Source organism: Enterobacter chuandaensis, from assembly GCF_003594915.1.
In the GTDB taxonomy this organism is placed as follows: domain Bacteria; phylum Pseudomonadota; class Gammaproteobacteria; order Enterobacterales; family Enterobacteriaceae; genus Enterobacter; species Enterobacter chuandaensis.
Genome location: NZ_QZCS01000001.1, coordinates 555,897 through 578,481, shown reverse-complemented (window position 1 = coordinate 578,481; position 22,585 = coordinate 555,897). Strand labels below are relative to the sequence as shown.

Annotated in this window: 20 protein-coding genes; 14 read left to right on the top strand and 6 right to left on the bottom strand. The window is 56.9% G+C overall.

Annotation, left to right across the window (positions count from 1 at the left end):
• Window positions 1-8 precede the first annotated feature (8 nt).
• The 13 genes from gspE (at window position 9) to D5066_RS02840 (ending at window position 13,546) form a co-directional block, all read left to right on the top strand.
• On the top strand, window positions 9-1,487 hold the full coding sequence (gspE, locus tag D5066_RS02900; protein WP_119914995.1) for a type II secretion system ATPase GspE: 1,479 nt from the start codon (window positions 9-11) through the stop codon (window positions 1,485-1,487).
• Complete coding sequence (gene gspF / locus D5066_RS02895) at window positions 1,487-2,695, top strand: type II secretion system inner membrane protein GspF (RefSeq protein ID WP_119914994.1); 1,209 nt, start codon at window positions 1,487-1,489, stop codon at window positions 2,693-2,695. Before gspE ends, gspF begins: the two co-directional genes overlap by 1 nt.
• 3 nt (window positions 2,696-2,698) lie before the next feature.
• Window positions 2,699-3,148, top strand: a complete 450-nt coding sequence (gene gspG / locus D5066_RS02890; protein ID WP_119914993.1) for a type II secretion system major pseudopilin GspG — start codon at window positions 2,699-2,701, stop codon at window positions 3,146-3,148.
• Window positions 3,148-3,633, top strand: a complete 486-nt coding sequence (gene gspH, locus D5066_RS02885; protein WP_080327738.1) for a type II secretion system minor pseudopilin GspH — start codon at window positions 3,148-3,150, stop codon at window positions 3,631-3,633. Before gspG ends, gspH begins: the two co-directional genes overlap by 1 nt.
• Window positions 3,626-4,006 (top strand): type II secretion system minor pseudopilin GspI, encoded by a 381-nt coding sequence (gspI, locus tag D5066_RS02880; RefSeq protein WP_119914992.1) that lies wholly within the window; start codon window positions 3,626-3,628, stop codon window positions 4,004-4,006. Before gspH ends, gspI begins: the two co-directional genes overlap by 8 nt.
• Entirely contained in the window at window positions 4,003-4,638 is a 636-nt protein-coding gene (gene gspJ, locus D5066_RS02875) for a type II secretion system minor pseudopilin GspJ (RefSeq protein WP_119914991.1), read from the top strand. The genes gspI and gspJ overlap by 4 nt, the downstream gene beginning before the upstream one ends.
• On the top strand, window positions 4,635-5,645 hold the full coding sequence (gspK, locus tag D5066_RS02870; RefSeq protein ID WP_119914990.1) for a type II secretion system minor pseudopilin GspK: 1,011 nt from the start codon (window positions 4,635-4,637) through the stop codon (window positions 5,643-5,645). The genes gspJ and gspK overlap by 4 nt, the downstream gene beginning before the upstream one ends.
• Window positions 5,646-5,660: 15 nt before the next feature.
• The gene (gene gspL, locus D5066_RS02865) at window positions 5,661-6,794 is read left to right on the top strand and encodes a type II secretion system protein GspL (protein ID WP_119914989.1); all 1,134 of its coding nucleotides are present in this window, start codon (window positions 5,661-5,663) and stop codon (window positions 6,792-6,794) included.
• A complete protein-coding gene (locus D5066_RS02860) occupies window positions 6,791-7,276 on the top strand; it encodes a type II secretion system protein M (protein ID WP_119914988.1) in 486 nt (161 codons plus the stop codon). The genes gspL and D5066_RS02860 overlap by 4 nt, the downstream gene beginning before the upstream one ends.
• Window positions 7,273-8,070: a prepilin peptidase gene (locus D5066_RS02855; protein WP_119914987.1), complete on the top strand. Its 798-nt coding sequence runs from the start codon at window positions 7,273-7,275 to the stop codon at window positions 8,068-8,070. The genes D5066_RS02860 and D5066_RS02855 overlap by 4 nt, the downstream gene beginning before the upstream one ends.
• Before the next feature lie 254 nt (window positions 8,071-8,324).
• Window positions 8,325-11,039: a glycosyl hydrolase family 18 protein gene (locus tag D5066_RS02850; protein WP_119914986.1), complete on the top strand. Its 2,715-nt coding sequence runs from the start codon at window positions 8,325-8,327 to the stop codon at window positions 11,037-11,039.
• 108 nt (window positions 11,040-11,147) lie between these two features.
• On the top strand, window positions 11,148-11,588 hold the full coding sequence (iagB, locus tag D5066_RS02845) for a type III secretion system invasion protein IagB (protein WP_119914985.1): 441 nt from the start codon (window positions 11,148-11,150) through the stop codon (window positions 11,586-11,588).
• A gap of 137 nt (window positions 11,589-11,725) precedes the next feature.
• Window positions 11,726-13,546: a glycoside hydrolase family 19 protein gene (locus D5066_RS02840; RefSeq protein ID WP_119914984.1), complete on the top strand. Its 1,821-nt coding sequence runs from the start codon at window positions 11,726-11,728 to the stop codon at window positions 13,544-13,546.
• A gap of 112 nt (window positions 13,547-13,658) precedes the next feature.
• On the opposite strand, the gene D5066_RS02835 is transcribed toward D5066_RS02840, so the two are convergent.
• The 4 genes from D5066_RS02835 to poxB all read right to left on the bottom strand — a co-directional run bounded on the left by D5066_RS02835 (window position 13,659) and on the right by poxB (window position 18,969).
• Entirely contained in the window at window positions 13,659-14,672 is a 1,014-nt protein-coding gene (locus tag D5066_RS02835; protein WP_119915033.1) for a 3-beta-hydroxysteroid dehydrogenase, read from the bottom strand.
• Between the two features lie 91 nt (window positions 14,673-14,763).
• Entirely contained in the window at window positions 14,764-16,200 is a 1,437-nt protein-coding gene (locus D5066_RS02830) for an SDR family oxidoreductase (RefSeq protein WP_119914983.1), read from the bottom strand.
• A 10-nt stretch (window positions 16,201-16,210) separates the two neighbouring features.
• A complete protein-coding gene (ltaE, locus tag D5066_RS02825; protein WP_119914982.1) occupies window positions 16,211-17,212 on the bottom strand; it encodes a low-specificity L-threonine aldolase in 1,002 nt (333 codons plus the stop codon).
• 38 nt (window positions 17,213-17,250) lie between these two features.
• On the bottom strand, window positions 17,251-18,969 hold the full coding sequence (poxB, locus tag D5066_RS02820; protein ID WP_119914981.1) for a ubiquinone-dependent pyruvate dehydrogenase: 1,719 nt from the start codon (window positions 18,967-18,969) through the stop codon (window positions 17,251-17,253).
• 152 nt (window positions 18,970-19,121) lie between these two features.
• On the opposite strand from poxB, the gene D5066_RS02815 reads away from it, so the two are divergent.
• Window positions 19,122-19,556, top strand: a complete 435-nt coding sequence (locus D5066_RS02815) for a DoxX family protein (protein WP_119914980.1) — start codon at window positions 19,122-19,124, stop codon at window positions 19,554-19,556.
• A gap of 260 nt (window positions 19,557-19,816) precedes the next feature.
• Here the strand turns inward: D5066_RS02815 and hcr are convergent, their stop codons facing one another.
• Both hcr and hcp read right to left on the bottom strand, forming a co-directional pair.
• Window positions 19,817-20,785 (bottom strand): NADH oxidoreductase, encoded by a 969-nt coding sequence (gene hcr / locus D5066_RS02810; RefSeq protein ID WP_119914979.1) that lies wholly within the window; start codon window positions 20,783-20,785, stop codon window positions 19,817-19,819.
• Window positions 20,786-20,795: 10 nt separating this feature from the next.
• Complete coding sequence (hcp, locus tag D5066_RS02805; protein WP_080327723.1) at window positions 20,796-22,448, bottom strand: hydroxylamine reductase; 1,653 nt, start codon at window positions 22,446-22,448, stop codon at window positions 20,796-20,798.
• Window positions 22,449-22,585: the final 137 nt, after the last annotated feature.

Sequence of the window (22,585 nt, the reverse complement as noted above, 5' to 3'; positions counted from 1 at the left end):
GGGATAACGTGGACGAACTGAGTAAAACGCTGTGCAGCAGCAGCTACGCAAAAGATAACGGCGTTCTGTTCTACAACAATGACGTCTATATCCGTGATGACACCCCGGCGTTTGCACTGCTGGAAGTGCGCCGGGTGCTGGGACGCGCGTTCGTCCCGGTCACCCTGACGCCGGAAGCCTTTGACGAGATGCTGGCTAAAATCTGGCAGCAGAGCAGCGGCGTGTCGCAGCAGCTGGTGGATGATATGGATGCGGACATCGACCTGATGGCGTTAACCGAGGAGATCCCGGATAACGAAGATCTGCTCGATAACGACGAAAACTCGCCGGTGATCCGCCTGATCAACGCCATTCTCGGTGAGGCGGTGAAGGACGGCGCGTCGGATATTCATATCGAAACCTTCGAGCGCACGCTGAGCATTCGCTTCCGCGTCGACGGCGTGCTGCGCCCGGTGCTGCAGCCGGCGCGTAAGCTCGCGCCGCTGCTGGTGTCACGTATTAAGGTTATGTCGAAGCTGGACATCGCCGAGAAACGACTGCCGCAGGATGGCCGTATCTCCCTGCGCATTGGCCGCAAGGCGATCGACGTCCGCGTCTCGACCATTCCGTCCCAGTACGGCGAGCGCGTGGTGATGCGTCTGCTCGACAAAAGTAACCTGAAGCCCGACATCAACAAGCTCGGGCTGATCGATGAAGAGCTGGAGAAGTTAAAAGGGCTGATCGACCGCCCGCATGGCATTATCCTGGTCACCGGGCCGACAGGTTCCGGTAAAAGTACCACCCTGTACGCCATTCTTTCGGCGCTGAACGGCCACGAGCGCAACATTCTGACCGTTGAAGACCCGATTGAATACGAGCTGGAAGGGGTGGGACAGACGCAGGTTAACCCGCGCGTGGACATGACCTTTGCCCGCGGGCTGCGCGCCATTCTGCGTCAGGACCCGGACGTGGTGATGATCGGGGAAATTCGTGACGGCGAAACCGCACAAATTGCGGTACAGGCGTCGCTTACCGGTCACCTGGTCATGTCTACGCTGCACACCAACAGTGCCGCAGGGGCGATAACCCGTCTGCGGGACATGGGGCTGGAGTCTTTTTTAATCGGTTCATCGTTACTCGGTGTCATTGCCCAGCGTCTGGTGCGTCGGCTGTGTACGCACTGCCGGACCACCAGTCCGCTGGACGCCAATGAAAAAGCGCTGTTCAGCTTTATGGACGCGCCGCCAAAAGCGATTTACCGCGCGGTGGGGTGTGAGCACTGCCGCCAGAGCGGCTATCAGGGCCGTGCCGGTATTCATGAATTCCTGGTGGTGGACAGCACCATGCGCCGCGCCATTCATGAAGATAAAGACGAAATATCCATCGAAACGCAGCTCTTTAAGCAGGCCTACAGCCTGCGTGAAAACGGGTTGCTGAAGGTGATTAGCGGCGTGACCTCGCTGGAAGAGGTGATGCGCGTGACCGCCGAACGTGGGGGAGATGCGTAATGGCCTTCTACGCGTGGACGGCGACGGATGTCGCAGGCAAAACCCAGCGCGGCACGCTGCAGGCCGAGGGGCAAAAGCAGGTTCGCCAGATGTTGCGCGAACAAAAGCTGATGCTCGTCAGCATCACCGAAACCCGCGAGGCGGCGGCATCCGGGAAAGCCAAAACCGGGGCTAAGCTCTCCACGCCGGTGCTGTCGATGTTTACCCGTCAGCTCTCCACGCTGGTGAACGCCGCGCTGCCGCTGGAGAGCGCGCTGAAGGCGATCTCGAAGCAGACGGAAGACAAAAAGCTGGCGGCAATGGTGGTGGAAATTCGCGAGAAGGTGGTGGAGGGGCACACGCTGTTCGACGCGTTTAGCCAGTTCCCGCGCACCTTCGACAAGCTCTACTGCACCCTGGTGATGGCCGGTGAAAAGACCGGCCACCTGGGCGACGTGCTGGAGAAGCTGGCGGAGTACAACGAGCAGCGCCAGAAGATGAAAAGCAAGCTGACGCAGGCGATGGTCTACCCGATCACCCTGACGGTGGTGGCCATCGAGGTGATCAGCATCCTGCTGGTGGCAGTCGTGCCGCAGGTCATTGAGCAGTTCACCCATATGAAACAGCAACTGCCGATCACCACCCGCACGCTGATTGCGGTGAGCGATTTCCTGCAGGCGTACGGCATTTATATTGTGGGCATCCTGGGCGGCGGCTTTATCGGCTTTAAAACCTGGCTCAGGAATGCCAAAAACCGTTTTCGCTGGAACAGCTGGCTGGTGAACGGTTCGCCGATTAAAAAGCTGGTGTGCGCCATCAACAGCGCCCGCTACATCCGCACCCTGAGCATTCTGCAGGCCAGCAGCGTGCCGCTGCTGGAGGGGATGTACATCGCAATGGACGGTATCGAAAACCTCTATGCCCGGCAGGTGCTGGAGCAGGCCGCCGATACCGTGCGTCAGGGGGCATCCCTGTATGCGGCGCTGGAACAGGCGAAATTATTCCCGCCGACCATGCTGTATATGATCGCCTCCGGCGAAGAGAGCGGGGAATTAGGTAATTTAATGGACCGCGCGGCGGAAAACCAGGAATCGGCATTACAGCATCGAATTACATTAACGCTGTCGGTATTTGAACCGGCGCTGGTGGTATCCATGGCAACGATTGTTTTATTCATCGTACTGTCAATATTACAACCGCTTCTGCAACTTAATAATATGGTAGGTTAAATCATGGCTTTAAAACGTAAAAACCTGGCTCGCCAGGCGGGCTTTACTTTGCTCGAATTAATGGTGGTTATCGTTATTCTCGGCGTTCTGGCGAGCATGGTGGTACCAAACTTAATGGGTAATAAAGAGAAAGCAGACGAACAAAAAGCGACCAGCGATATTGTCGCGCTCGAAGGCTCGCTGGATATGTATAAGCTGGATAACCACCGCTACCCGACTACCGAGCAGGGTTTGCAGGCGCTGGTGACCAAACCTGAAATCGCACCTATCCCGAACGGTTACCGCGCGGGCGGCTATATCCGTCGCCTGCCACAGGATCCGTGGGGCGGTGATTATATTCTGGTGAGCCCTGGCGAACACGGCGCGGTTGACGTTTTCTCAGCCGGTCCGGACGGTGAGGCCAATACCGCCGATGATATTACAAACTGGTCTCTGGATAAGAAAGAGAAATAATGAAAAAACAACGCGGCTTTACGTTGCTGGAAATTATTCTGGCGCTGGTGATATTTGCCAGCTGCGCCATGATGGTGGTGTCAACAATACCTTCGCGCAGCGGTGCGGATATATTTGGCCAGCAATTGAAAGCCCTCGTTGATTATGGTTCAGACCGCGCGGTGATGGACGGAAATATTGTCGGGCTGGTGATAACCACGGACAACTATCAGCTGGTGACAATCGACGATAAAAACGGTGAACGTCACTGGGTGCCGTTATCCGCGGGCCGGATTACCACCAAAGGTGATTTCCCGGAGGAGATGCACGTTTCGCTCTCGCCGCAGCGTCTGGCCGCCACGGTGGCGTCCGAGCCGCAGGTGATCTTTTTACCGGACGGTGAAATCAGCCGCTTCACGCTGACGCTGCAAAGCTACGACAAACAGCACCATTTCCGCGTGGTGTCGCAAGGGGCGGCCCCGGTATCGGTAGAAAACGATGGCTAACGGCAACAAAAAGCAAAAGGGGATGACGCTGCTGGAGGTGATGGTCGCCCTGGTGATCTTCTCCACCGCCGCGCTGGCGCTGATGAACTCGGTCTCCCTGAACGTGCGCTTTACCCACGGTCTGGCCGACACGCTCCAGGCCAGCTGGGTGGCGGAAAACCAGCTGGCGGAAGCGCAGCTCACGAAAACTGACTTCCCGGATGCTGAACAGCAGGGCGCGGAAATCATGGGCGGACGCAGCTGGGCCTGGCGCAAGCAGCGGATAAAAACCGCCGACGGCGTCTGGGCGAACGCGATCCGCGTTTACGCCGAAGGCGACGACAGCCAGCCGGTTATTTCGCTGCACATCATTCCGCCGGGAGAGGACAAGTGAAAAAAACGCGACGCCAGCGCGGCTTTACCCTGCTGGAGATCATGATTGCGCTGACCATCTTCGCGGTGATCAGCACCCTGGCCTGGCAAATTCTGGACGGCGCGATGCGTACCAGCTCGGCCACCGATGCCAGCGCTGCAAAGCTCAACCAGCTTCAGCGCGCCTGGAGCCTGATGGAGCGCGATTTTTTCCAGCTTCAGGCCCGCGCCCCGCGCAACGAGCCGGAGCTGTTTCGTCAGGAGGGCGACACCCTTGAACTGACCACCCTGAACGGGGTGAGCGGAACGGTCCAGCTGGAGCGCGTGCGCTGGCGGCTGGAAGAGGGGCGCTTGTATCGCGACATCTGGCCGGTGATAGACAGCCCGGTGGACGTTAAACCCGATGAAGTGCCGATTGTCGACGAGGTGAAATCCCTGCAATGGCGTTTTTACCGTCAGGGCTGGCAGAAAAGCTGGAGTGACGCGGGGCATCTGCCGGAGGGCGTGGAACTGACGCTGACCATGGAAAACGGCGACACCTGGCGCTGGGTCTTCACGACCCCGGGTGATATGCCTGAAGCGGCTGCACCAGCGCCCGCCGCCGCGCCGGAGACCGCGCCAGCACCGCCATCGCCACCGGAAGCAAAATCATGAGTGCATTACATAAACAGAAAGGGGTGGCGCTGCTGGTGGTGCTGATCCTGCTGGTGATGATGTCGGCGCTGGCCGCCAAAATCAGCCAGCAGTTCTGCCGCAACCTGCAGAAGACCCATTATCAGGTCAGTCAGCAACAGCTGCGCTGGGCGATGCTGGCTCAGGAGAAGGTGGTGAAAGACCGCCTGCAGACCGATGCCAGCGGCGAAAGCAAGCCCCTGGATCCTGAAGGCGACTGGCACCAGCCGCTGGAGACGCGGGGCGAAGATTACACGGTGGTCAGCCAGGTTGAAGACGCGCAGGACTGTTTTAACGTCAATAATCTGCTGGCCGCTGAAAAAGTGACGCAGGGGCAAAACGCGCCTGCCGTGCCGGAAAAACCGCGTAACGAGCAGATTGTCGAGCAGATCCTGACGGAAAGCGGCCTCAGCCACACCACGGCGGAAGAGGTCTATCAACAGCTGGTGGATTATCTCGACGGCGACACAACGACGGCTAAAGAGGGGACAGAGACGGATGCCTGGGCCGGCGTCATGCCCGCCCGTCAGCCCGCGAACCAGATGATGCGCGCGATAGCCGAGATCAAGCAGCTGCCTGCGTTCCCGGCAGCGGCCTACCCGAAGGTGAGCAAGCTGCTTTGCGCGCTGCCGGACTCCGCCAGCAAGGTCGATGTGAACACCCTGAAACCGGAGCAGGCCGCCTTACTGGCCGCCCTGTTCCCCGGAAAAATAACCGAAGATGATGCCCTTCGTCTGATTGATTCGCGTCCTGAAACCGGATGGGAAAATATGGAAACCTTCAGCAAGGCGCTGGAGCAGACCTTCCCGCAGTTGAAGGACGATCTCCCGCAGGTGGCTGAGCTTCTCTCCACCAGCAGCCGGTATTTCCGCGTGAACTATACCGGCAATACCGATGAATTAACGCTTCGCGTGGTTAGCCAGCTTCAGGTCAATAACGAAGCCGGTGAGATCGTGACGTGGCAACGTCGTTACCGAATGATTGAATAAGAAAAGTAGATCGCTATGAAACAGGTACTTTTTGTTCGTCCCGATAACCGCGAGGGCGGGAAAATAATGTGGTGTGTCTCCGGCAGCCAGCAGGTTGAGATGCTTGAGAGCCTGGGCGCGCTGGCGGAACATCCACTGGCGGCCCGTGTGTGTCTGCTGTTGCCCGCCAGCAGCATGATCTTCCGCCATTTTACGCTGCCGAAGAAAGTCGCCTCTCAGGCGACGGCATTCTCGTGGATGGCGGAAGAGACGCTGATTGGCGACGTGGATAATCTCCACTGGACGGTGCTCAACAAAAAAGGCGCCGAGGTGGATGCGGTGGCGATAGACGCCGATCTGCTGCGCGGGTGGTTGAGCCGCTGTCAGGAGGCGGGGCTGAAGGTGATCCAGGCGCTGCCGGATGCCTGGCTGCTGCCCGTAACGGCAGGCGGCAGTACCCTTGTCGCCCTGGACGACAGCTACTGGCTGCGTTTATCACTGCATGTCGCCAGTGAAATGGAGGCGAGCCTGCTGCCGCTGCTGATGCAGAAGGCCGGAGAGGGCGAAGTGTGTTGTTATGGCGAAGCGCCTGCCGGTGTGGCTGTCGACATCGTTCAACCCTGGCAGCATCCGCTGGTGCTGATCCAGCCGCAGTGGCAGGCCTGTCGCCTCACGCTCCTGCACGGTGAATTCAGCCCTAAAGCGGGTAACGGTAAAGCCTCGAAAGGCGTTAAAGCGGCGCTCGCCGCAGCGGGCGTGCTGGCCTTCGGGCTGTTGCTTGGGCCGCGCGTCGCCATGGCCTGGATGCTGGTGCAGCAGGAAAATCAGCTTCAGCAGGAGATCCTTCAGGTTTACCAGCACCATTTCCCCAGCATGCGTCAGCAGACCAATATCAAATATCACTTTGGTCAAAATATGAAAAAGCAGAGCAAAGGGGTATTTCTGCAGCTGGAAGACCTGGAAAAAGCCAGGCAGGCCGTGCCCGCGCTGGAGATCACTCTCCTCGAATACGATGCTCAACAAAACACGCTGACGCTGAGCGCCAGTTCACAAAACCAATCCGCGTTGCAGACGTTTGTAAACCAGGCCGGTGAATATTTTGATTTCACCTTACAGCCGGTTTCGACCTCTGCACCTTATACCGCCATGATCGCAGGGAAATATAAATGAAAGAGCGAATCACGCAGCTTAAGTCTCGTTATCAGAATTACAGCGCCAGGGAAAAAGTTATTCTGAAAATATGTGCCGTCGCACTATTGGGGACGGTCGTTTATTACGCGGGCATGATCCCGCTGGATAATATGATTCAAAATAGTAAAGCCACGCTGACCAGACAAAAAGAGACGCTAAACTGGATGCGTAGCGAAATAGATAAAAATCACCTCCAGGTTCAGATTGTCAAAACGGATAATCCACGCACGGTGGTAGAGAACAGCGCGCAGGAAATTCATCTGCCTCTGACGGATGTTCGTCAGGATGGGCAAACCTTATCGTTCGTGGTCAACCGCGTTAACGTCTATGAATTAAAGAACTGGCTGCGCGAAATTAACCAGACTTCCGGCGTTCGGCTGCAGAAAATGAACCTCACGCCGGTCGATCACCTCAGTGATGTGAAAGCGGAAGTCCAGCTCACCTGGAGCAAAACGGCATGAGTGCCTTCGCGCTGATGCGGGACGTTTACCCGATAGGGTTCCCGGTAATGAGTGCGATCTTCGGCGGTATTGTCGGGAGCTTTCTTGGGGTGGTCGCCGAACGCGTGCCGGGAATGGTGATGGAGGAGGATGGGAGCGGTAATCTGCTTTTCCCGGCCTCACACTGCCCGGTGTGCCAGCACACGCTGTCCGCCTGGGAGAATATTCCGCTGGTCAGCTGGCTTTTATTGCGTGGCCGTTGCCGCCAGTGCAGAACGGCAATCCCCTTGCGGATATTTTTAATCGAACTTTTTTCCGCACTGTTTTGCGGTATCACCGCCTGGTGGATGCCGGACATTCAGTCCCTCTTTGCCGTGTGGTTGCTGGCCGCCTTTTTGCTGCCCCTGACGATGATCGACTGGCGGCACCAGCTCCTGCCGGACTGCCTGACTCAGCCGCTGTTATGGGCGGGATTACTGCTGCATGCGGTTGATCACCGGCTGCCGCTGAGCGATGCGCTGTTCGGTGCGGTAGCGGGCTATCTCTCGCTCTGGCTGCTCTACTGGGCCTTTCGCCTTCTGACCGGGCGGGAAGGGTTGGGATATGGCGATTTTAAACTGCTGGCGGCCTTAGGCGCCTGGTGCGGCTGGCAGGCGCTGCCTTCAATTGAGCTCGCCGCAGCGTTGAGCGGTATCGCAGGCTATTTCGCGTTAAATAATTTAAATAAAAATAACCTCACTATTTCTTTCGGACCCTATCTCTCATTTGCTGGAATAGTGGTGTTTATTGGACAGCAGTTTGCCTTCATATTTTAAATATACAGGTCAAGTTTTTTTATAAGTTTTTTTGACGGTGGAAGAGAAGGACGTCTCTTTGCGCTCAGTGTATCGTAAGGGATATAAGCTACACGGAATTTAGGCTTGTATCTTTTTATGGAGGAATACAACGTAGCAAAACGTTTTTTGTCACGGTTTTCAGGTTGGTTAAATACGCATTACGCAAATAGACTCCATGCTCTCAAGGAAGACATGGATTATTACGTTACGAATAAATTTATCAGGAAATAAAAATGAAATTTATGAAGCCTAAATATCTGGCGCTCTTTATTGCGGCGGCAACCAGCTCCGCATTTGCAGCGGCACCAGGCGCACCGACGATCGGCTATGGCAATGACAAATTTGCCCTGGTTGAAGTGGATCAGGCGGCTCAGGACTATAACAATCTGGTCAAAGTGCATAACGATGGCGTGGACGTCAAAGTGGAGTGGAATGTCTGGAGCGGTGATGCGCCGACTTCAGCTAAAGTTCTGCTGGACGGACAGACCGTATGGACCGGTGCAGGCGGCGCGACAGGCTCTGCAACGTTCAAGGTGAAAAAAGGCGGGCGTTATCAGGAACAGGTTGAAGTCTGTAACACCAGCGGCTGTGCGAAAAGCGCCAGCAAGCTGATTATCGTTGCTGATACCGACGGTAGCCACCTGCTGCCGCTGAATGCAGCACTGCAGGAGAACAACAAATCCTTCGCCAAACACACCGATAAAGTGGTTGCGGCCTACTTCCCGGAATGGGGTGTTTACGATCGCGCCTTCCCGGTAGATAAAATTCCTGCGGCTAACCTCAACCACATTCTGTACGGCTTCATTCCAATCTGCGGCGGTGACGGCATCAACGACGGCCTGAAAACCATTGAAGGCGGCAACAGCTTCCGTGTGCTTCAGAACGACTGTAAGGGCCGTCCTGACTATACCGTGGCAATCCACGATCCATGGGCTGCAATTCAAAAACCACAGGCTGGCGTCTCCAACTGGGATGACCCGTACAAAGGTAACTTTGGCCAGCTGATGGCGCTGAAAAAAGCGCATCCGGACCTGAAAGTGCTGCCATCCATCGGTGGCTGGACGCTCTCCGATCCGTTCTTCCACATGGGCGACCCGGCAATCCGTGCCCGCTTCGTCTCCTCTGTTAAAGAGTTCCTGCAGACCTGGAAATTCTTTGACGGTGTGGATATTGACTGGGAATTCCCAGGCGGCGGCGGTGTGAGCGAAACGCTGGGCAACCCGCAGCAGGATAAAGCGACTTATACCGTGCTGATGCATGACCTGCGCACCATGCTGAACGAGCTGTCTGCTCAGACTGGCCGTACCTATGAACTGACCAGCGCCATCGGTGCAGGCCGCGATAAGATTGAAGACGTGGATTACACTGCGGCTCAGCAGTACCTCGACCACATCTTCCTGATGAGCTACGACTTCTACGGCGGCTGGAGCAACACCGTTCTGGGCCACCAGGCTGCACTGCGTGCGCCAGCATGGCGTCCTGACACCGATTACACCACTGAAAACGGCGTAAATGCGCTGCTTTCCCAGGGTGTACAGCCAGGCAAGATCGTGGTGGGTGCGGGCATGTATGGCCGCGGCTGGACCGGCGTGCATGGCTACACCGGTAACAATCCATTCACTGGTACCGCAACCGGTATGGTGAAAGGCACCTGGGAACCAGGCGTGGTTGACTATCGTCAGATCGTCAACGAATACAAAGGCAAACCAGGCTGGGAATACGGCTACGATGCTGACGCGGAAGCGCCTTACATCTTTAACAAAACCACCGGCGACCTGATCACGTATGAAGATGCGCGCTCAACGACGGCGAAAGGTAAGTATGTTCTGGCGAATAAACTGGGCGGTCTGTTTGCATGGTCTATCGACTCTGATACCGGCGACATTCTGAACGCGATGAACGAAAGCCTGCTGGGCGGTGATTCTACTCCGGTTAACCCGGTCGTCACTAACCACGCGCCAATCGCGTCATCAGCGGATCAGAACGTATCTGGCCCGGCAACCGTCACGCTTGATGGTTCTGCTTCCAGCGATCCGGACGGCGATGCGATCACCTACAAATGGACCCAGGTTTCTGGCCCATCTGTAACCATCGCTAACAGCACCAAAGCGAAAGCAACCTTCAACGTTGCGGCAGCGACCACCGACCAGACCATGACGTTCCGCCTGACGGTAACGGATGCAAAAGGTCTGAGCAACGCGATTGATGTGCAGGTTGTGAACAAAGCGCCGAAAGCGAACCAGGCACCCGTTGTCAACCAGATGGAAGCGGTAACGCTGCAGGCAGGGGAAACCTATTCTCTGCATGCACAGGCTGCGGATCCAGACGGTGATGCGCTGACCTACGCCTGGAGCGTTCCTGCGGACATGCACGCTACCGGTACTGATACCGCTAACGTGAGCATCACTGCGCCAGACGTGGCTTCTACATCGACTTACACCCTGAGCGTGGTTGTCGGCGATGGTAAAACCAGCGTGCAGTCTAACGTGCAGGTGACTGTGAATCCGAAACCGGCTGACGTAACGCCACCGGCTGATGAAGTGACCCCACCAGCTGACGACGTGACTCCTCCGGCTGATGATGTTACTCCGCCATCTGACGAAGGTTCTGCAACCGGTAACTGCGACGCGCCTGTCGATGCTAACGCCAGCAAATATGCTGCGTGGGATGCCAGCAAAATCTACAACAATGGCGATACCGTAAGCTTCGACCATCTGGTGTGGAAAGCGAAGTACTGGACGCAGGGCAACCAGCCTGGCTTCGGTGTGGATGCCTGGGAACTGGTCAGCAACGTGCAGATGAACTGGCGTTCTGACCTCGTCTACAACGGCGGCGAAACCACAACCTACCAGGGCAACGTTTACCGTGCCAAATGGTGGACCCGTGGTGATAACCCGGCTAACAGCGACGTATGGGTGAAAGAAGGTCCTTCAACAGACTGCAAATAATCTAGCCCGATAATCACCCACCATCCCCACCGGGGGTGGTGAGTGATTCAAAATTCATTTTACAGGATGTTGTTAAGGAGAAATCACTGACGCTTACAGCAGGTAATAATGAAAAAGTTAATGTTGTTTTTATTGATAATAAGCCAAAGCGCGCTGGCAAATTGTTGGGACAGAGCCGCGCATTATTATCATGTCGATCCCTATTTATTGTATGCCATAGCCAATGTTGAATCCGGTATGAATCCGTATGCGGTTGGGCAAAATCATGACGGCACGCGTGATGTCGGGTTGATGCAAATTAACAGCTCCCATTTTACAGAGCTGGAAAGCAGAGGAATTAACGAATATCGGCTGATGACCGAGCCCTGTACGTCCATCATGGTCGGCGCCTCCATCCTCTCCGGAATGATTAAGGTGTATGGCTATAACTGGGAAGCGGTAGGTGCTTATAACGCCGGGTTGAAAAAAGAGAATTATCCGCAGCGGATGAAATATGCCCATAAAGTCTGGGCGAAATATCAGCAGTTAAAATTAGCGGCGCAATATTAAGGTTTTTTATTTTTGAAGAATTCCCGAGGGTGTTCTTCGAAAAGTGAAAACAGCTGTCTGTGGTTTATTTATTAATGGATTAATACATAAGCCGGGATTTAACTTTAATTTTAACTTCAATTAACAGGAATACTGAAATGAATAAAAGGACGTTACTGAGTGTACTCGTTGCCGGCGCATGCGTAGCCCCGTTTATGGCGCAGGCTGCCTCGCTGCAAGCGACCACCAGTGAACCATACACCATGAAAGCCAGCGATCTGGCGAAGAAAGAGAAAGAGCTGACCAGCTTCCCGCTGATGGCCTCCGTGAAAGAGACCATCCAGACGCTGGACAATGCTCAGGTGGAAATGATTGAGCCAGGCCGCGCGGCGAACCCGGACAACGTTAAGCGCGTTGAAGGGATTGTGAAAGCCAGCGACTGGGAATATCTCTTCCCGCTGCGTGCCCAGGCATACACCTACAGCAACTTCCTGAAAGCGGTGGGTAAATTCCCGGCGCTGTGTAAGACCTATAACGACGGTCGTGACAGTGACGCGATCTGCCGCAAAGAGCTGGCAACCATGTTTGCCCACTTTGCTCAGGAAACCGGCGGTCACGAAAGCTGGCGTCCGGAAGCCGAATGGCGTCAGGCCCTGGTTCACGTGCGTGAAATGGGCTGGAGCGAAGGCCAGAAGGGCGGTTATAACGGCGAATGTAACCCGGACGTCTGGCAGGGTCAGACCTGGCCGTGCGGTAAAGATAAAGACGGCGACTTCCTGAGCTACTTCGGTCGCGGTGCGAAGCAGTTGTCTTATAACTACAACTACGGTCCTTTCTCTGAAGCGATGTACGGCGACGTGCGTACCCTGCTCGACAAACCTGAGCTGGTGGCGGACACCTGGCTGAACCTGGCGAGTGCGATCTTCTTCTTCGCCTACCCGCAGCCGCCAAAACCAAGCATGCTGCAGGTTATCGACGGCACGTGGCAGCCGAACGATCACGATAAAGCCAACGGTCTGGTCCCAGGCTTCGGCGTGACTACCCAGATCATCAACGGCGGCGTTGAGTGTGGTGGCCCGACTGAAATTGCTCAGTCTCAGAACCGTATCAAGTACTACAAAGAGTTTGCGAACTACCTGAAAGTGCCTGTTCCGGCGAATGAAGTGCTGGGCTGCGCCAACATGAAGCAGTTCGACGAAGGTGGTGCCGGTGCCCTGAAGATTTACTGGGAACAGGACTGGGGATGGAGCGCGGATACCCCAACCGGCCAGACCTACTCCTGCCAGCTGGTGGGTTACCAGACGCCGTTCAGCGCCTTTAAAGAGGGTGACTACAGCAAGTGCGTGCAGAAGTTCTTTAACGTGAATATTGTTAACGACGATGGTTCTTCCGTAACCCCGGACGAAACGCCGGTAACGCCAACCCCGGCTGAAGATGAAACCCCGGCACCAGCTCCAGCGCCGACACCGGATGAAACCCCGGCAGAACCTGTCGCGGTGAACCATGCTCCGGTTGCCCACATTGCGGGCCCAATCGGCGCCGTTGAAGCGGGTGCGCAGGTTTCTCTGAGCGCGGAAGGTTCTACCGATGCGGATGGTAACAAGCTGACCTACACCTGGCGTTCTCAGGATGGCCAGACCGTGACCGGTCAGGATAAAGCGGTTGTGACCTTCAAGGCGCCAGAATCCGCTACGGCACAGCAGATTGAAGTAAGCCTGACCGTCAGCGATGGCGAACTGAGCAGCACCACCTCCTACCTGCTGAACGTGAAAGCGAAAGCATCAACGCCTTCTCAGGATGACGGTGCTTACCAGGCGTGGAGCGCGAACAGCAAGTACAACGCAGGTGATATCGTGAACAACCACGGTAAACTGTTCCAGTGCAAACCGTTCCCGTACAGCGGCTGGTGTAACAACGCCCCGGCATACTATGAACCAGGCGCAGGTCTGGCATGGGCTGATGCCTGGACGGCTCTGTAAAAGCAAACGGCAACCGAAAGGTTGCCGTTTTCGTATTTGTACTTTCCCCTCATCCTAACCCTCTCCCCGGAGGGGTGAGGGGACGGTACGGTGGCACCACCAGGCAGAAACGCTAGCGATGAAGCTTCCCGTGATCCCGTAACCATGCCGCCGTGCGCACAATGCCTTCATCCAGCGTCACAATTGGCTTATATCCCAGTTCAGTCTCAGCGCGCGAAATATCCAGCGTAAAATCAAAGTTAAGCTTCGACACGCCGTAGTGCGTCAGCGCGGGCTCTTTGGCCGATTTACTGCCAAAACGCTCCATGCTGCGGGCAATCATATCCAGCATCGGGTAGGGCACGGAACGGATACGGCAGTTAATCTGCAGTTCATCAATCAGCCGCTGCACAATGCTGCGCAGCGTGCACGGTTCGCCGTTAGTGATGTTGTAGGCGCGACCGGAAGTGAGCTTATCGCAGTCCGGCTGGCTTGCCAGCCACATGGCGTGGACGGCGTTTTCGTAATAGGTCATGTCCACCAGCGCATCGCCGCCGCGCGGCAGCAGCACGCTACCGTAGTGGTGCATCATCTGCGCCAGACGGGGAATAAACACTTTGTCGTGCGGCCCGAACAGGCTCTGCGGGCGCATGACGGTAAAGCGGGTATGCGGGTTCGACTGTGCCAGCAGGTCGATCACCTCTTCGCTGGCCGCCTTGCTGCGGGCAAACTCACAGGCAAAGCGAGCAGGGCGAAAATCTTCCTGCACATCGCGATGGTGATGATAGTCAAAATAGAGCGACGGAGAGGAGATATGAATAAAGTTACGCACGCCCCAGGCGACGGCCCATTCGCCCAGACGACGCGTGGCGCGCACGTTGGCGAGATCGAAGGCTTCCTGCGTTCCCCACGGGGAGGTAAAGCTGGAGCAGTGCCACAGCGTATCGATACCGGCGAGCATCACTTTGGCCTGCGAGGAGACCAGCTCCGTCAGGTCGGCATGGACAAACTCCGCGCCCATTTTTTGCAGCAGTTTACCCATCGCTTCGTTGCGACCGGTGGCCCTGACGCTGATGCCCTTGTTGCGCAGAAATTCGACCGCATTTCGGCCTAAGCCACTGGTCGCCCCGGTAACCAGTACCTTCATATCAATCCACTGTGTTGAAAAGAATTTCGTGCGCATTCTTTCGTGAATTACGATGTGTTGCAATGGGAAAGGTGAAAGAAAGAGAGTTTTATTAACTTATTTTCGTCTTTTGTTCTGCCAGTTGCGCAATGCGTTTTGCCATTCCCCTGAAGATAAACAGATGGGCGGGGATCATGAAAAGCCAGTAGAACAGACCGGGCATTCCGTGCGGATGCCACCAGGCGCGAACGTCCAGTTCCCGGTGGTCGCCGTTGTCTTTCAGCGTAAAGCAAAGCCGACCTAACCCCGGGGCTTTCATGCCGAACAGCAGCGCCAGCTGTTTTTCTGGCTCGACGATGATCACCTTCCAGCTGTCGACCGCATCGCCCACCTCAAGATACGGGCGTGCCGGGCGGCCTTTTGCCAGCCGGTGACCGACCAGCAGATCCAATGCCCCGCGCGTTTGCCAGAGAATATTGCCGAAGAAATAGCGCTCTTTGCCGCCAATCTGGTTCACGACCTCCCACAGCGCGGCAAGGCTGGCTGAGGTTTTTACCGTACAACCTGCCTGTTTCGGGTAATAGCCATATTCGGGGCGCCAGCGGGCAAAGGCCTGCGCGTCGTAGCCCCAGTCGCTGGAGTTCACCAGCTTCTCTTCTTCTTTCAGCGTATTGCGCACCGCGTCGTCAAAGCGGATCAACGTCTGAGGGATCAAAGCGCGTAGCGCGCGATCGTCCGCCAGCAGATCGTGCTTCAGCCCCTGGATCAGCGCTTTCGCGGTCGTCGGGGGCACCGAGGTGATCACATTCAAAAACCACACCGATATCCAGCGGGTGGGGAAGGGGATGGGGATCAGCCAGCGGCGGCGGCCGCTGACGCGCATGAAATGTTCGAACTGCTCCTGATAGCTCAATACCTCAGGGCCAGCCGCCTCCAGCACACGGTGTTGCTCTGTCGGGTGATCCAGCAGGGCCACCAGATAATGCAGCAGGTTCTCCAGCGCAATCGGCGTGGTGCGCGAGCGCACCCAGCGCGGCGGCGTCAGCACCGGCAGGTTGTAGACCATATCGCGCATCACTTCAAACGCGGCGGAACCCGCGCCAACGATGATCCCGGCGCGCAGTTCGGTGACGGGGATATTCGCCCCGCGAAGCGTGTCCCCCGTCAGCTGGCGGGCGCGCAGATGGTCGGACTGCTCGTGTTCGGGCGCCTGGAGCGAGCTTAAAAAGATCACCTGCTTGACCGGGGTTTGCAGCAGGGCATCGCGGACGTTCATCGCCACCTGACGCTCGTGGGCGATAAAATCCCCGCCTTCGCCCATGCTGTGCACCAGATAGTAAAGTGTGTCGACCCCTTCCAGCAGCGCGGGAAGCGCCTTCGGCCAGTTGAGATCGACGTTGTGACAGGTCACGCCAGGCAAAGTGAGTTTTTGCAGACGCTCGGTGTTGCGTGCCGCTGCCCGCACCTGATTCCCCTGCTGGCTTAACGCAGTGGTGAGATGCTGACCGATATATCCGCTGGCGCCAAGCACCAGAATGCGTTGCGGCACGTGATGCTCCTTAGCGCTGTAAAAATGCCTGCCAGTGTTTCACCACGTCCGCCAGCTGTTCGCGGCTCACATCGAGATGCATCACCAGACGCACGACCGGTGAGGCGTTGATCAGCACGCCACGCGCTTTCATAAATTCACCCAGCGCAGCGGCGTGCTCGTCGCCCACGCGAACGAACAGCATGTTGGTGTCGTGACGCATCACGTCTGCGCCGATCTCGCGCAGTTGCGTTGCCATCCAGACGGCGTTGTCGTGATCGTCCTTAAGACGCGCCACGTTGTTTTTCAGAGCATACAGCCCGGCAGCCGCCAGAATACCCGCCTGACGCATGCCGCCGCCGGTCATTTTACGCCAGCGGTTGGCACGCTTGATGTAGTCCGCATTGCCGACCAGCAGGGAGCCCACCGGCGTACCCAGGCCTTTTGAGAGGCAAATGGTGAACGAGTCGCAATATTGCGTAATCTCTTTCAGCTCGCAGCCGTACTCCACCACGGCGTTAAAAATACGCGCGCCGTCAACGTGCAGGCCGAGTTTGCGCTCGCGGGTGAATTCCCACGCTGCTTTCAGGTATTCGCGCGGCAGCACTTTACCGTTGTGGGTGTTTTCGAGGCTGAGCAGCCTGGTGCGGGCGAAGTGAATATCGTCGGCTTTGATTTTTGCCGCGACTTTGTCGAGCGGCAGGGAGCCGTCCTGCGCGGCGTCAATCGGCTGTGGCTGGATGCTGCCAAGCACCGCCGCGCCCCCGGCTTCGTACAGGTAGTTATGCGCGCCCTGGCCAACGATATACTCTTCGCCGCGCTCGCAGTGGCTGAGCAGCGCCACCAGGTTCGCCTGCGTGCCGGTCGGCAGGAACAGCGCGGCCTCCTTGCCGCTTAGCTCTGCCGCATAGCGCTGCAGTTCGTTGACCGTCGGGTCATCGCCGTAGACGTCGTCCCCGACCGGGGCGGCCATCATCTCTTCGAGCATGGCGCGGCTCGGGCGGGTAACGGTATCACTACGCAAATCAATCATTTCACATCCCTTTATTTTAAGAGGTCATGCGAAATGTTTTACCTGAGCCAGTTGGTTTTTGCCAGTTCGATCACTTCGTCACCGCGCCCGCTGATGATGGCGCGCAGCATGTAGAGGCTAAAACCTTTGGCCTGTTCCAGCTTGATCTGCGGCGGGATGGCCAGCTCCTCTTTAGCGACAACCACGTCCACCAGTACCGGACCGTCGATGGAGAAGGCGCGCTGCAGGGCTTCATCCACCTCGGAGGCTTTTTCCACGCGAATACCGGTGATGCCGCACGCTTCGGCGATACGCGCGAAATTGGTGTCGTGCAGCTCGGTGCCGTCCGTGAGGTAGCCTCCGGCCTTCATCTCCATCGCCACGAAGCCCAGCACGCTGTTGTTGAAGACCACGATTTTCAGCGGGAGCTTCATCTGTACCACCGACAGGAAATCCCCCATCAGCATGCTGAACCCGCCGTCGCCGCACATCGCGACCACCTGACGCTCCGGTGCGGTGGCTTTTGCCCCCAGCGCCTGCGGCATGGCGTTCGCCATCGAGCCGTGGTTGAACGAGCCGAGCAGGCGACGTTTGCCGTTCATCTTCAGATAGCGCGCCGCCCAGACCGTAGGCGTGCCGACGTCGCAGGTAAAAATAGCGTCGTCGTCCGCAAAATGGCTGATCTGTTGCGCCAGATACTGCGGGTGGATGGCTTTGTCGCTTGGTTTGGCAAGGTCGTCCAGCCCCTTGCGCGCGTCGCGGTAGTCGCTCAACGCCTTATCAAGGAACGTGCGGTCGGTTTTCTCTTCAAGCAGCGGCAGCAGGGCGGCAAGGGTGGATTTGATATCGCCCACCAGCGCCATATCCACCTTGCTGTGCGCGCCGATGCTGGCCGGGTTGATATCAATCTGAATGATTTTGGCATCCGTCGGGTAGAACGCGCGGTACGGGAACTGGGTGCCGAGCAGGACCAGCGTGTCGGCGTTCATCATGGTGTGGAAACCGCTGGAGAAACCGATCAGCCCGGTCATGCCTACATCAAAGGGGTTGTCGTACTCGACGTGCTCTTTGCCGCGCAGGGCATGTACGATGGGTGCTTTGAGCTTACCGGCGAACTCAAGTAACTCTTTATGCGCGCCCGCACAGCCGCTGCCGCACATCAGGGCGATGTTGCTGGAGTAGCGCAGCAGCTGCGCCAGCTTTTTCAGCTCCTCTTCGGCTGGCGTCACCACCGGCTGCGGCGCGTGATACCAGTGGGTGCTGGCCCCTTCCGGCGCGGCCTTGAGCGCCACGTCTCCCGGGATAACGACCACGGAAACGCCACGGTTCAGTACGGCCTTGCGCATGGCGATCGCCAGCACCTGCGGGATCTGCTCCGGGGATGAAACCAGCTCACAGTAGTGGCTGCATTCACGGAACAGCTCCTGCGGATGCGTCTCCTGGAAATAGCCGCTGCCGATTTCGGAAGAGGGGATATGGGCAGCAATCGCCAGCACCGGCACGTGGTTGCGGTGACAGTCGAACAGGCCGTTAATCAGATGCAGGTTTCCCGGTCCACAGGATCCGGCGCACACGGCCAGCTCGCCCGTAAGCTGCGCCTCAGCACCTGCGGCAAAGGCGGCGACCTCTTCATGGCGAGTTGGCATCCATTCGATGGTTTTCATCTTATTCAGGCTGTCGCTGAGCCCGTTCAGGGAATCGCCCGTCACGCCCCAGATACGTTTTACGCCAGCCTGTTCGAGCGTTTTCGCAATATATGCAGCCACGGTTTGTTTCATGGTTGTCCGTCTCCTTTTTGTGATATCGCTTACAAGCTTAGAAGAAAGTCACTGTATTGCCTGTTGAGTACCCCTCAATTAAAGGTGGTTTTCCTGAGCAATTATTCGGCATACTCTGGTGAAGCTTAGGGTGAAAACAGGAATCATTTCAAATGGTTAAGTCATTGTTAATTGCTGTTAATGAAAAGCTATCATGCGACGATTTTGGCAAACTCTTGTTACGACTTGCCGTCGGCGGGCTGATGCTGTTTCACGGGTTGCATAAGCTTTTTGGCGGCGTGGGATTTATTAGCGGCATGCTGGTAGAAAAGGGATTGCCGGGTTTTATCGCTTATGGGGTGTTGATTGGCGAAGTGGTGGCTCCGGTTCTGATTATAGTCGGGCTCTTTACGCGTCCGGCCGCGCTGGTGCTGGCGTTTACGATGGTTGTGGCGTGGCTGATGGTGGGGACGGGGGAAACATTCGCTCTCGATAAGGTCGGCGCATGGGCGATTGAAAGCCTGGTGTACTTCTTTACTGGCGCGCTGGCTGTGGCATTTTTAGGGGCCGGGCGGTTTGCGGTTGGGAAAGGTCCGGCGTGGCGGTGAAGGTAGGTACCAATAAAAAAGGGTCTGTGGACCCTTTTTTATTGGTGGTTTTAAGTCTTTGATTTTATTGTGCAGAATGGTAAGTCGTGAAAAAAGGGTTTAAGGGTGATTCTTTATCTGACAACGTGATAATTGTAGATTGTTCCAGTTCACTGCCGTACAGGCAGCATGCACAACGTAGGTCGGGTAAACGCGGTGCCACCCGACAAAAAGCCCGGTGGCGCTAACGCTTACCGGGCCTACGATCGAACATTTATCGTTTATGCGAGGACCAAATCACTCTGCGGGTGACACGAGCATGCCAGCACGTAACCCTCGGCAATTTCCGCGTTGGTCAACGTCATGGTGCTGGTGACGCTGTACTTCCCGGAAACCACTTTCGTTTTACAGCAGCCGCATACGCCTGCGCGGCAGGCCGCGACTACCGGCACCTTGTTGCTTTCCAGCGCCTCCAGCAGCGTGGTGCCCACGCGGCCAAAGAAGGTCTGTGCGGGCTGCAGTTTAGTGAACTGAATCCCGCTGGTTGCCGCTTCTGCAACAGGCGTGAAGAACTGCTCTTTGAAGAAGCGGGTCACACCAAGCGCTTTCACTTCTTTCTCCACGATATCCATGTACGGCGCCGGGCCGCAGGTCATCACGGTACGGTTCGCCATATCCGGCACGCTTTGCAGCAGCTCGTGGCTCAGGCGACCGGGCACAAAACCGTGGGTCGCGTTGTGCTCCGCTACCAGCGTCACCGGATAATCTCGCCACTCCTCGGCAAAAATCACATCCTCCGGAGAGCGCACGCTGAAAATAACCTGCACGTCGGCCTGCGGGCGGTTCTTCGCCAGCCAGCGACGCATCGACATGATCGGCGTTACGCCACAGCCCGCCGCCAGCAGCAGGAATTTATCGTCTGCCTTGTCGTCACAGGTGAAATCCCCCTGCGCGTCAGACAGCCAGATGTAATCCCCGCGCTTCACGTCACGGGTCAGCCACTGCGAGCCGGCACCGTCATCAATGCGGCGGATAGTGAGCGTAATGTACTCGCTCACGCCCGGCGTGGAGGAGAGCGTGTAGGCGCGCAGGGTGTCCGCGGAATTGCGGATGCTGACCAGCGCATACTGGCCCGCACGATACGGATAATAGTCGTGACAGAGCAGCGACAGCGTCCACACATCCGGCGTCTCCTGATGGATGTGATGAACCTGCATCCGCCACGGACATTGTGAGGTTGGCATGGTCATGAGTAACTCCTTACGCGCTCAGCAATTGCTTCATATCATCTTCAACGTTGGTCACGGAACGCAGGCCGAATTTCTCGTTCAGTACCGCCAGCAGGTCCGGCGTCAGGAAGCCAGGCGCGGTCGGGCCGGTCACGATGTTGGTGACGCCGAGCGAGAGCAGGGTCAGCAGGATCACGATCGCTTTCTGCTCGAACCAGGAGAGCACCAGCGACAGCGGCAGGTCGTTGACGCCGCAGCCGAGTTTTTCCGCCAGCGTGACCGCCAGAATGATGGCCGAGTAAGCATCGTTACACTGGCCTGCATCGATCAGGCGCGGCAGACCTTCGATGTTGCCGAAATCCAGCTTGTTGAAACGGTATTTTCCGCACGCCAGGGTCAGGATCAGGCAGTCTTCCGGCACGCTGGTGGCGAAATCGGTGAAGTAGTTACGCTCGCCGCGCGCGCCGTCGCAGCCGCCAACGAGGAAGATGTGGCGAAGCTTTTCACGGCTGACGAGATCAATCAGTGAATCTGCAGCGCCCAGCAGGGTTTCGCGACCGAAGCCGACGGTGATCAGGTGAGGGATCTCGCTGTACGGGAAGCCTGCCATCTGCTGCGCCTGGGCAATCACCGGACCGAAATCGTCGCCTTCGAGGTGGCTCACGCCCGGCCAGCCGACGATGCTACGGGTCCAGATGCGGTCATCATACGCGCCGACAGTCGGGTCGATGATGCAGTTAGACGTCATCACAATCGGGCCAGGGAAGCGGGCAAATTCAACCTGCTGATTCTGCCAGCCGCTGCCGTAGTTACCGATCAGATGTTTGAATTTACGCAGCTCCGGGTAGCCGTGTGCGGGCAGCATTTCGCCGTGGGTATAGACGTTAACGCCGGTGCCTTCGGTCTGCTTCAGCAGATTGTAGAGATCTTTCAGGTCGTGGCCGGAGATGAGAATACATTTGCCTTCAGTCGCTTTCACATTGACCTGCGTTGGCGTTGGATGACCGTAGGTGCTGGTTTCACCGGCATCCAGAATGCTCATCACTTTGAAGTTCATCTGGCCGATTTCCATTGAGCACTCAAGCAGCGCATTCATATCGGCAGGCCAGGTGCCCAGCCACGCCATGATTTTGTGGTACTGGGCGTAGATGTCGTTATCGTACTGGCCAAGCACGTGCGCATGCTCCATATAGGCTGCAGCGCCCTTCAGGCCGTACAGGCAGAGCAGGCGCAGGCCGAGAATGTTCTCGCCAATCGCCGCTTTGTCTTTATTGGGGGTGAAATCTGCCGCCTGACGCTGTAATTCACCCAGATCGTCGCTCACCAGCTGCAGTTCTGACATCGGGTTGTCCACACGGGCGCTGGCATCGGCATTCAGGCACTGCGCCTTTAGCGCTTCGCGCAGGGCAATCGCTTCGCGGGCATAGCCGACAATGCGCGGGGAATCAAAGTTGACGTTGGTCAGGGTGGAGAAGAAGGCGCGCGGGGCGAAGCTGTCGACATAATGGTCGATAATACCGTATTCGCGGGCTTTGAAGGCCCATGCGGAAAGGCCTTGCAGGGCAGCGATCAGCAGGTCCTGCAGGTCTGATGTTTCTGCGGTTTTGCCGCACATACCCTGTGCGTAAGAGCAGCCGTTGCCTGCCGGGGTACGGATGGTTTGTTCACATTGCACACAAAACATAATCACACCTGTAAAAGTTATATTTAATATACATGTTTAAGATTATGCCTGTGGCTGAGTGGTGGAAAGGGCTTTCTGCTACAAAATAGAGGGATATTGATTTAGCGCAATTTTGACGGCAGGAGCCCTACCGCCAC

Bases quoted from the DNA above. Each gene is read 5' to 3' on its own strand.
- gspF (WP_119914994.1), top strand. From the start codon at position 1,487: ATGGCCTTCTACGCGTGGACGGCGACGGATGTCGCAGGCAAAACCCAG.
- gspG (WP_119914993.1), top strand. From the start codon at position 2,699: ATGGCTTTAAAACGTAAAAACCTGGCTCGCCAGGCGGGCTTTACTTTG.
- gspH (WP_080327738.1), top strand. From the start codon at position 3,148: ATGAAAAAACAACGCGGCTTTACGTTGCTGGAAATTATTCTGGCGCTG.
- gspI (WP_119914992.1), top strand. From the start codon at position 3,626: ATGGCTAACGGCAACAAAAAGCAAAAGGGGATGACGCTGCTGGAGGTG.
- gspK (WP_119914990.1), top strand. From the start codon at position 4,635: ATGAGTGCATTACATAAACAGAAAGGGGTGGCGCTGCTGGTGGTGCTG.
- gspL (WP_119914989.1), top strand. From the start codon at position 5,661: ATGAAACAGGTACTTTTTGTTCGTCCCGATAACCGCGAGGGCGGGAAA.
- D5066_RS02860 (WP_119914988.1), top strand. From the start codon at position 6,791: ATGAAAGAGCGAATCACGCAGCTTAAGTCTCGTTATCAGAATTACAGC.
- D5066_RS02855 (WP_119914987.1), top strand. From the start codon at position 7,273: ATGAGTGCCTTCGCGCTGATGCGGGACGTTTACCCGATAGGGTTCCCG.
- D5066_RS02850 (WP_119914986.1), top strand. From the start codon at position 8,325: ATGAAATTTATGAAGCCTAAATATCTGGCGCTCTTTATTGCGGCGGCA.
- iagB (WP_119914985.1), top strand. From the start codon at position 11,148: ATGAAAAAGTTAATGTTGTTTTTATTGATAATAAGCCAAAGCGCGCTG.
- D5066_RS02840 (WP_119914984.1), top strand. From the start codon at position 11,726: ATGAATAAAAGGACGTTACTGAGTGTACTCGTTGCCGGCGCATGCGTA.
- D5066_RS02835 (WP_119915033.1), bottom strand. From the start codon at position 14,672: ATGAAGGTACTGGTTACCGGGGCGACCAGTGGCTTAGGCCGAAATGCG.
- ltaE (WP_119914982.1), bottom strand. From the start codon at position 17,212: ATGATTGATTTGCGTAGTGATACCGTTACCCGCCCGAGCCGCGCCATG.
- poxB (WP_119914981.1), bottom strand. From the start codon at position 18,969: ATGAAACAAACCGTGGCTGCATATATTGCGAAAACGCTCGAACAGGCT.
- D5066_RS02815 (WP_119914980.1), top strand. From the start codon at position 19,122: ATGGTTAAGTCATTGTTAATTGCTGTTAATGAAAAGCTATCATGCGAC.
- hcr (WP_119914979.1), bottom strand. From the start codon at position 20,785: ATGACCATGCCAACCTCACAATGTCCGTGGCGGATGCAGGTTCATCAC.
- hcp (WP_080327723.1), bottom strand. From the start codon at position 22,448: ATGTTTTGTGTGCAATGTGAACAAACCATCCGTACCCCGGCAGGCAAC.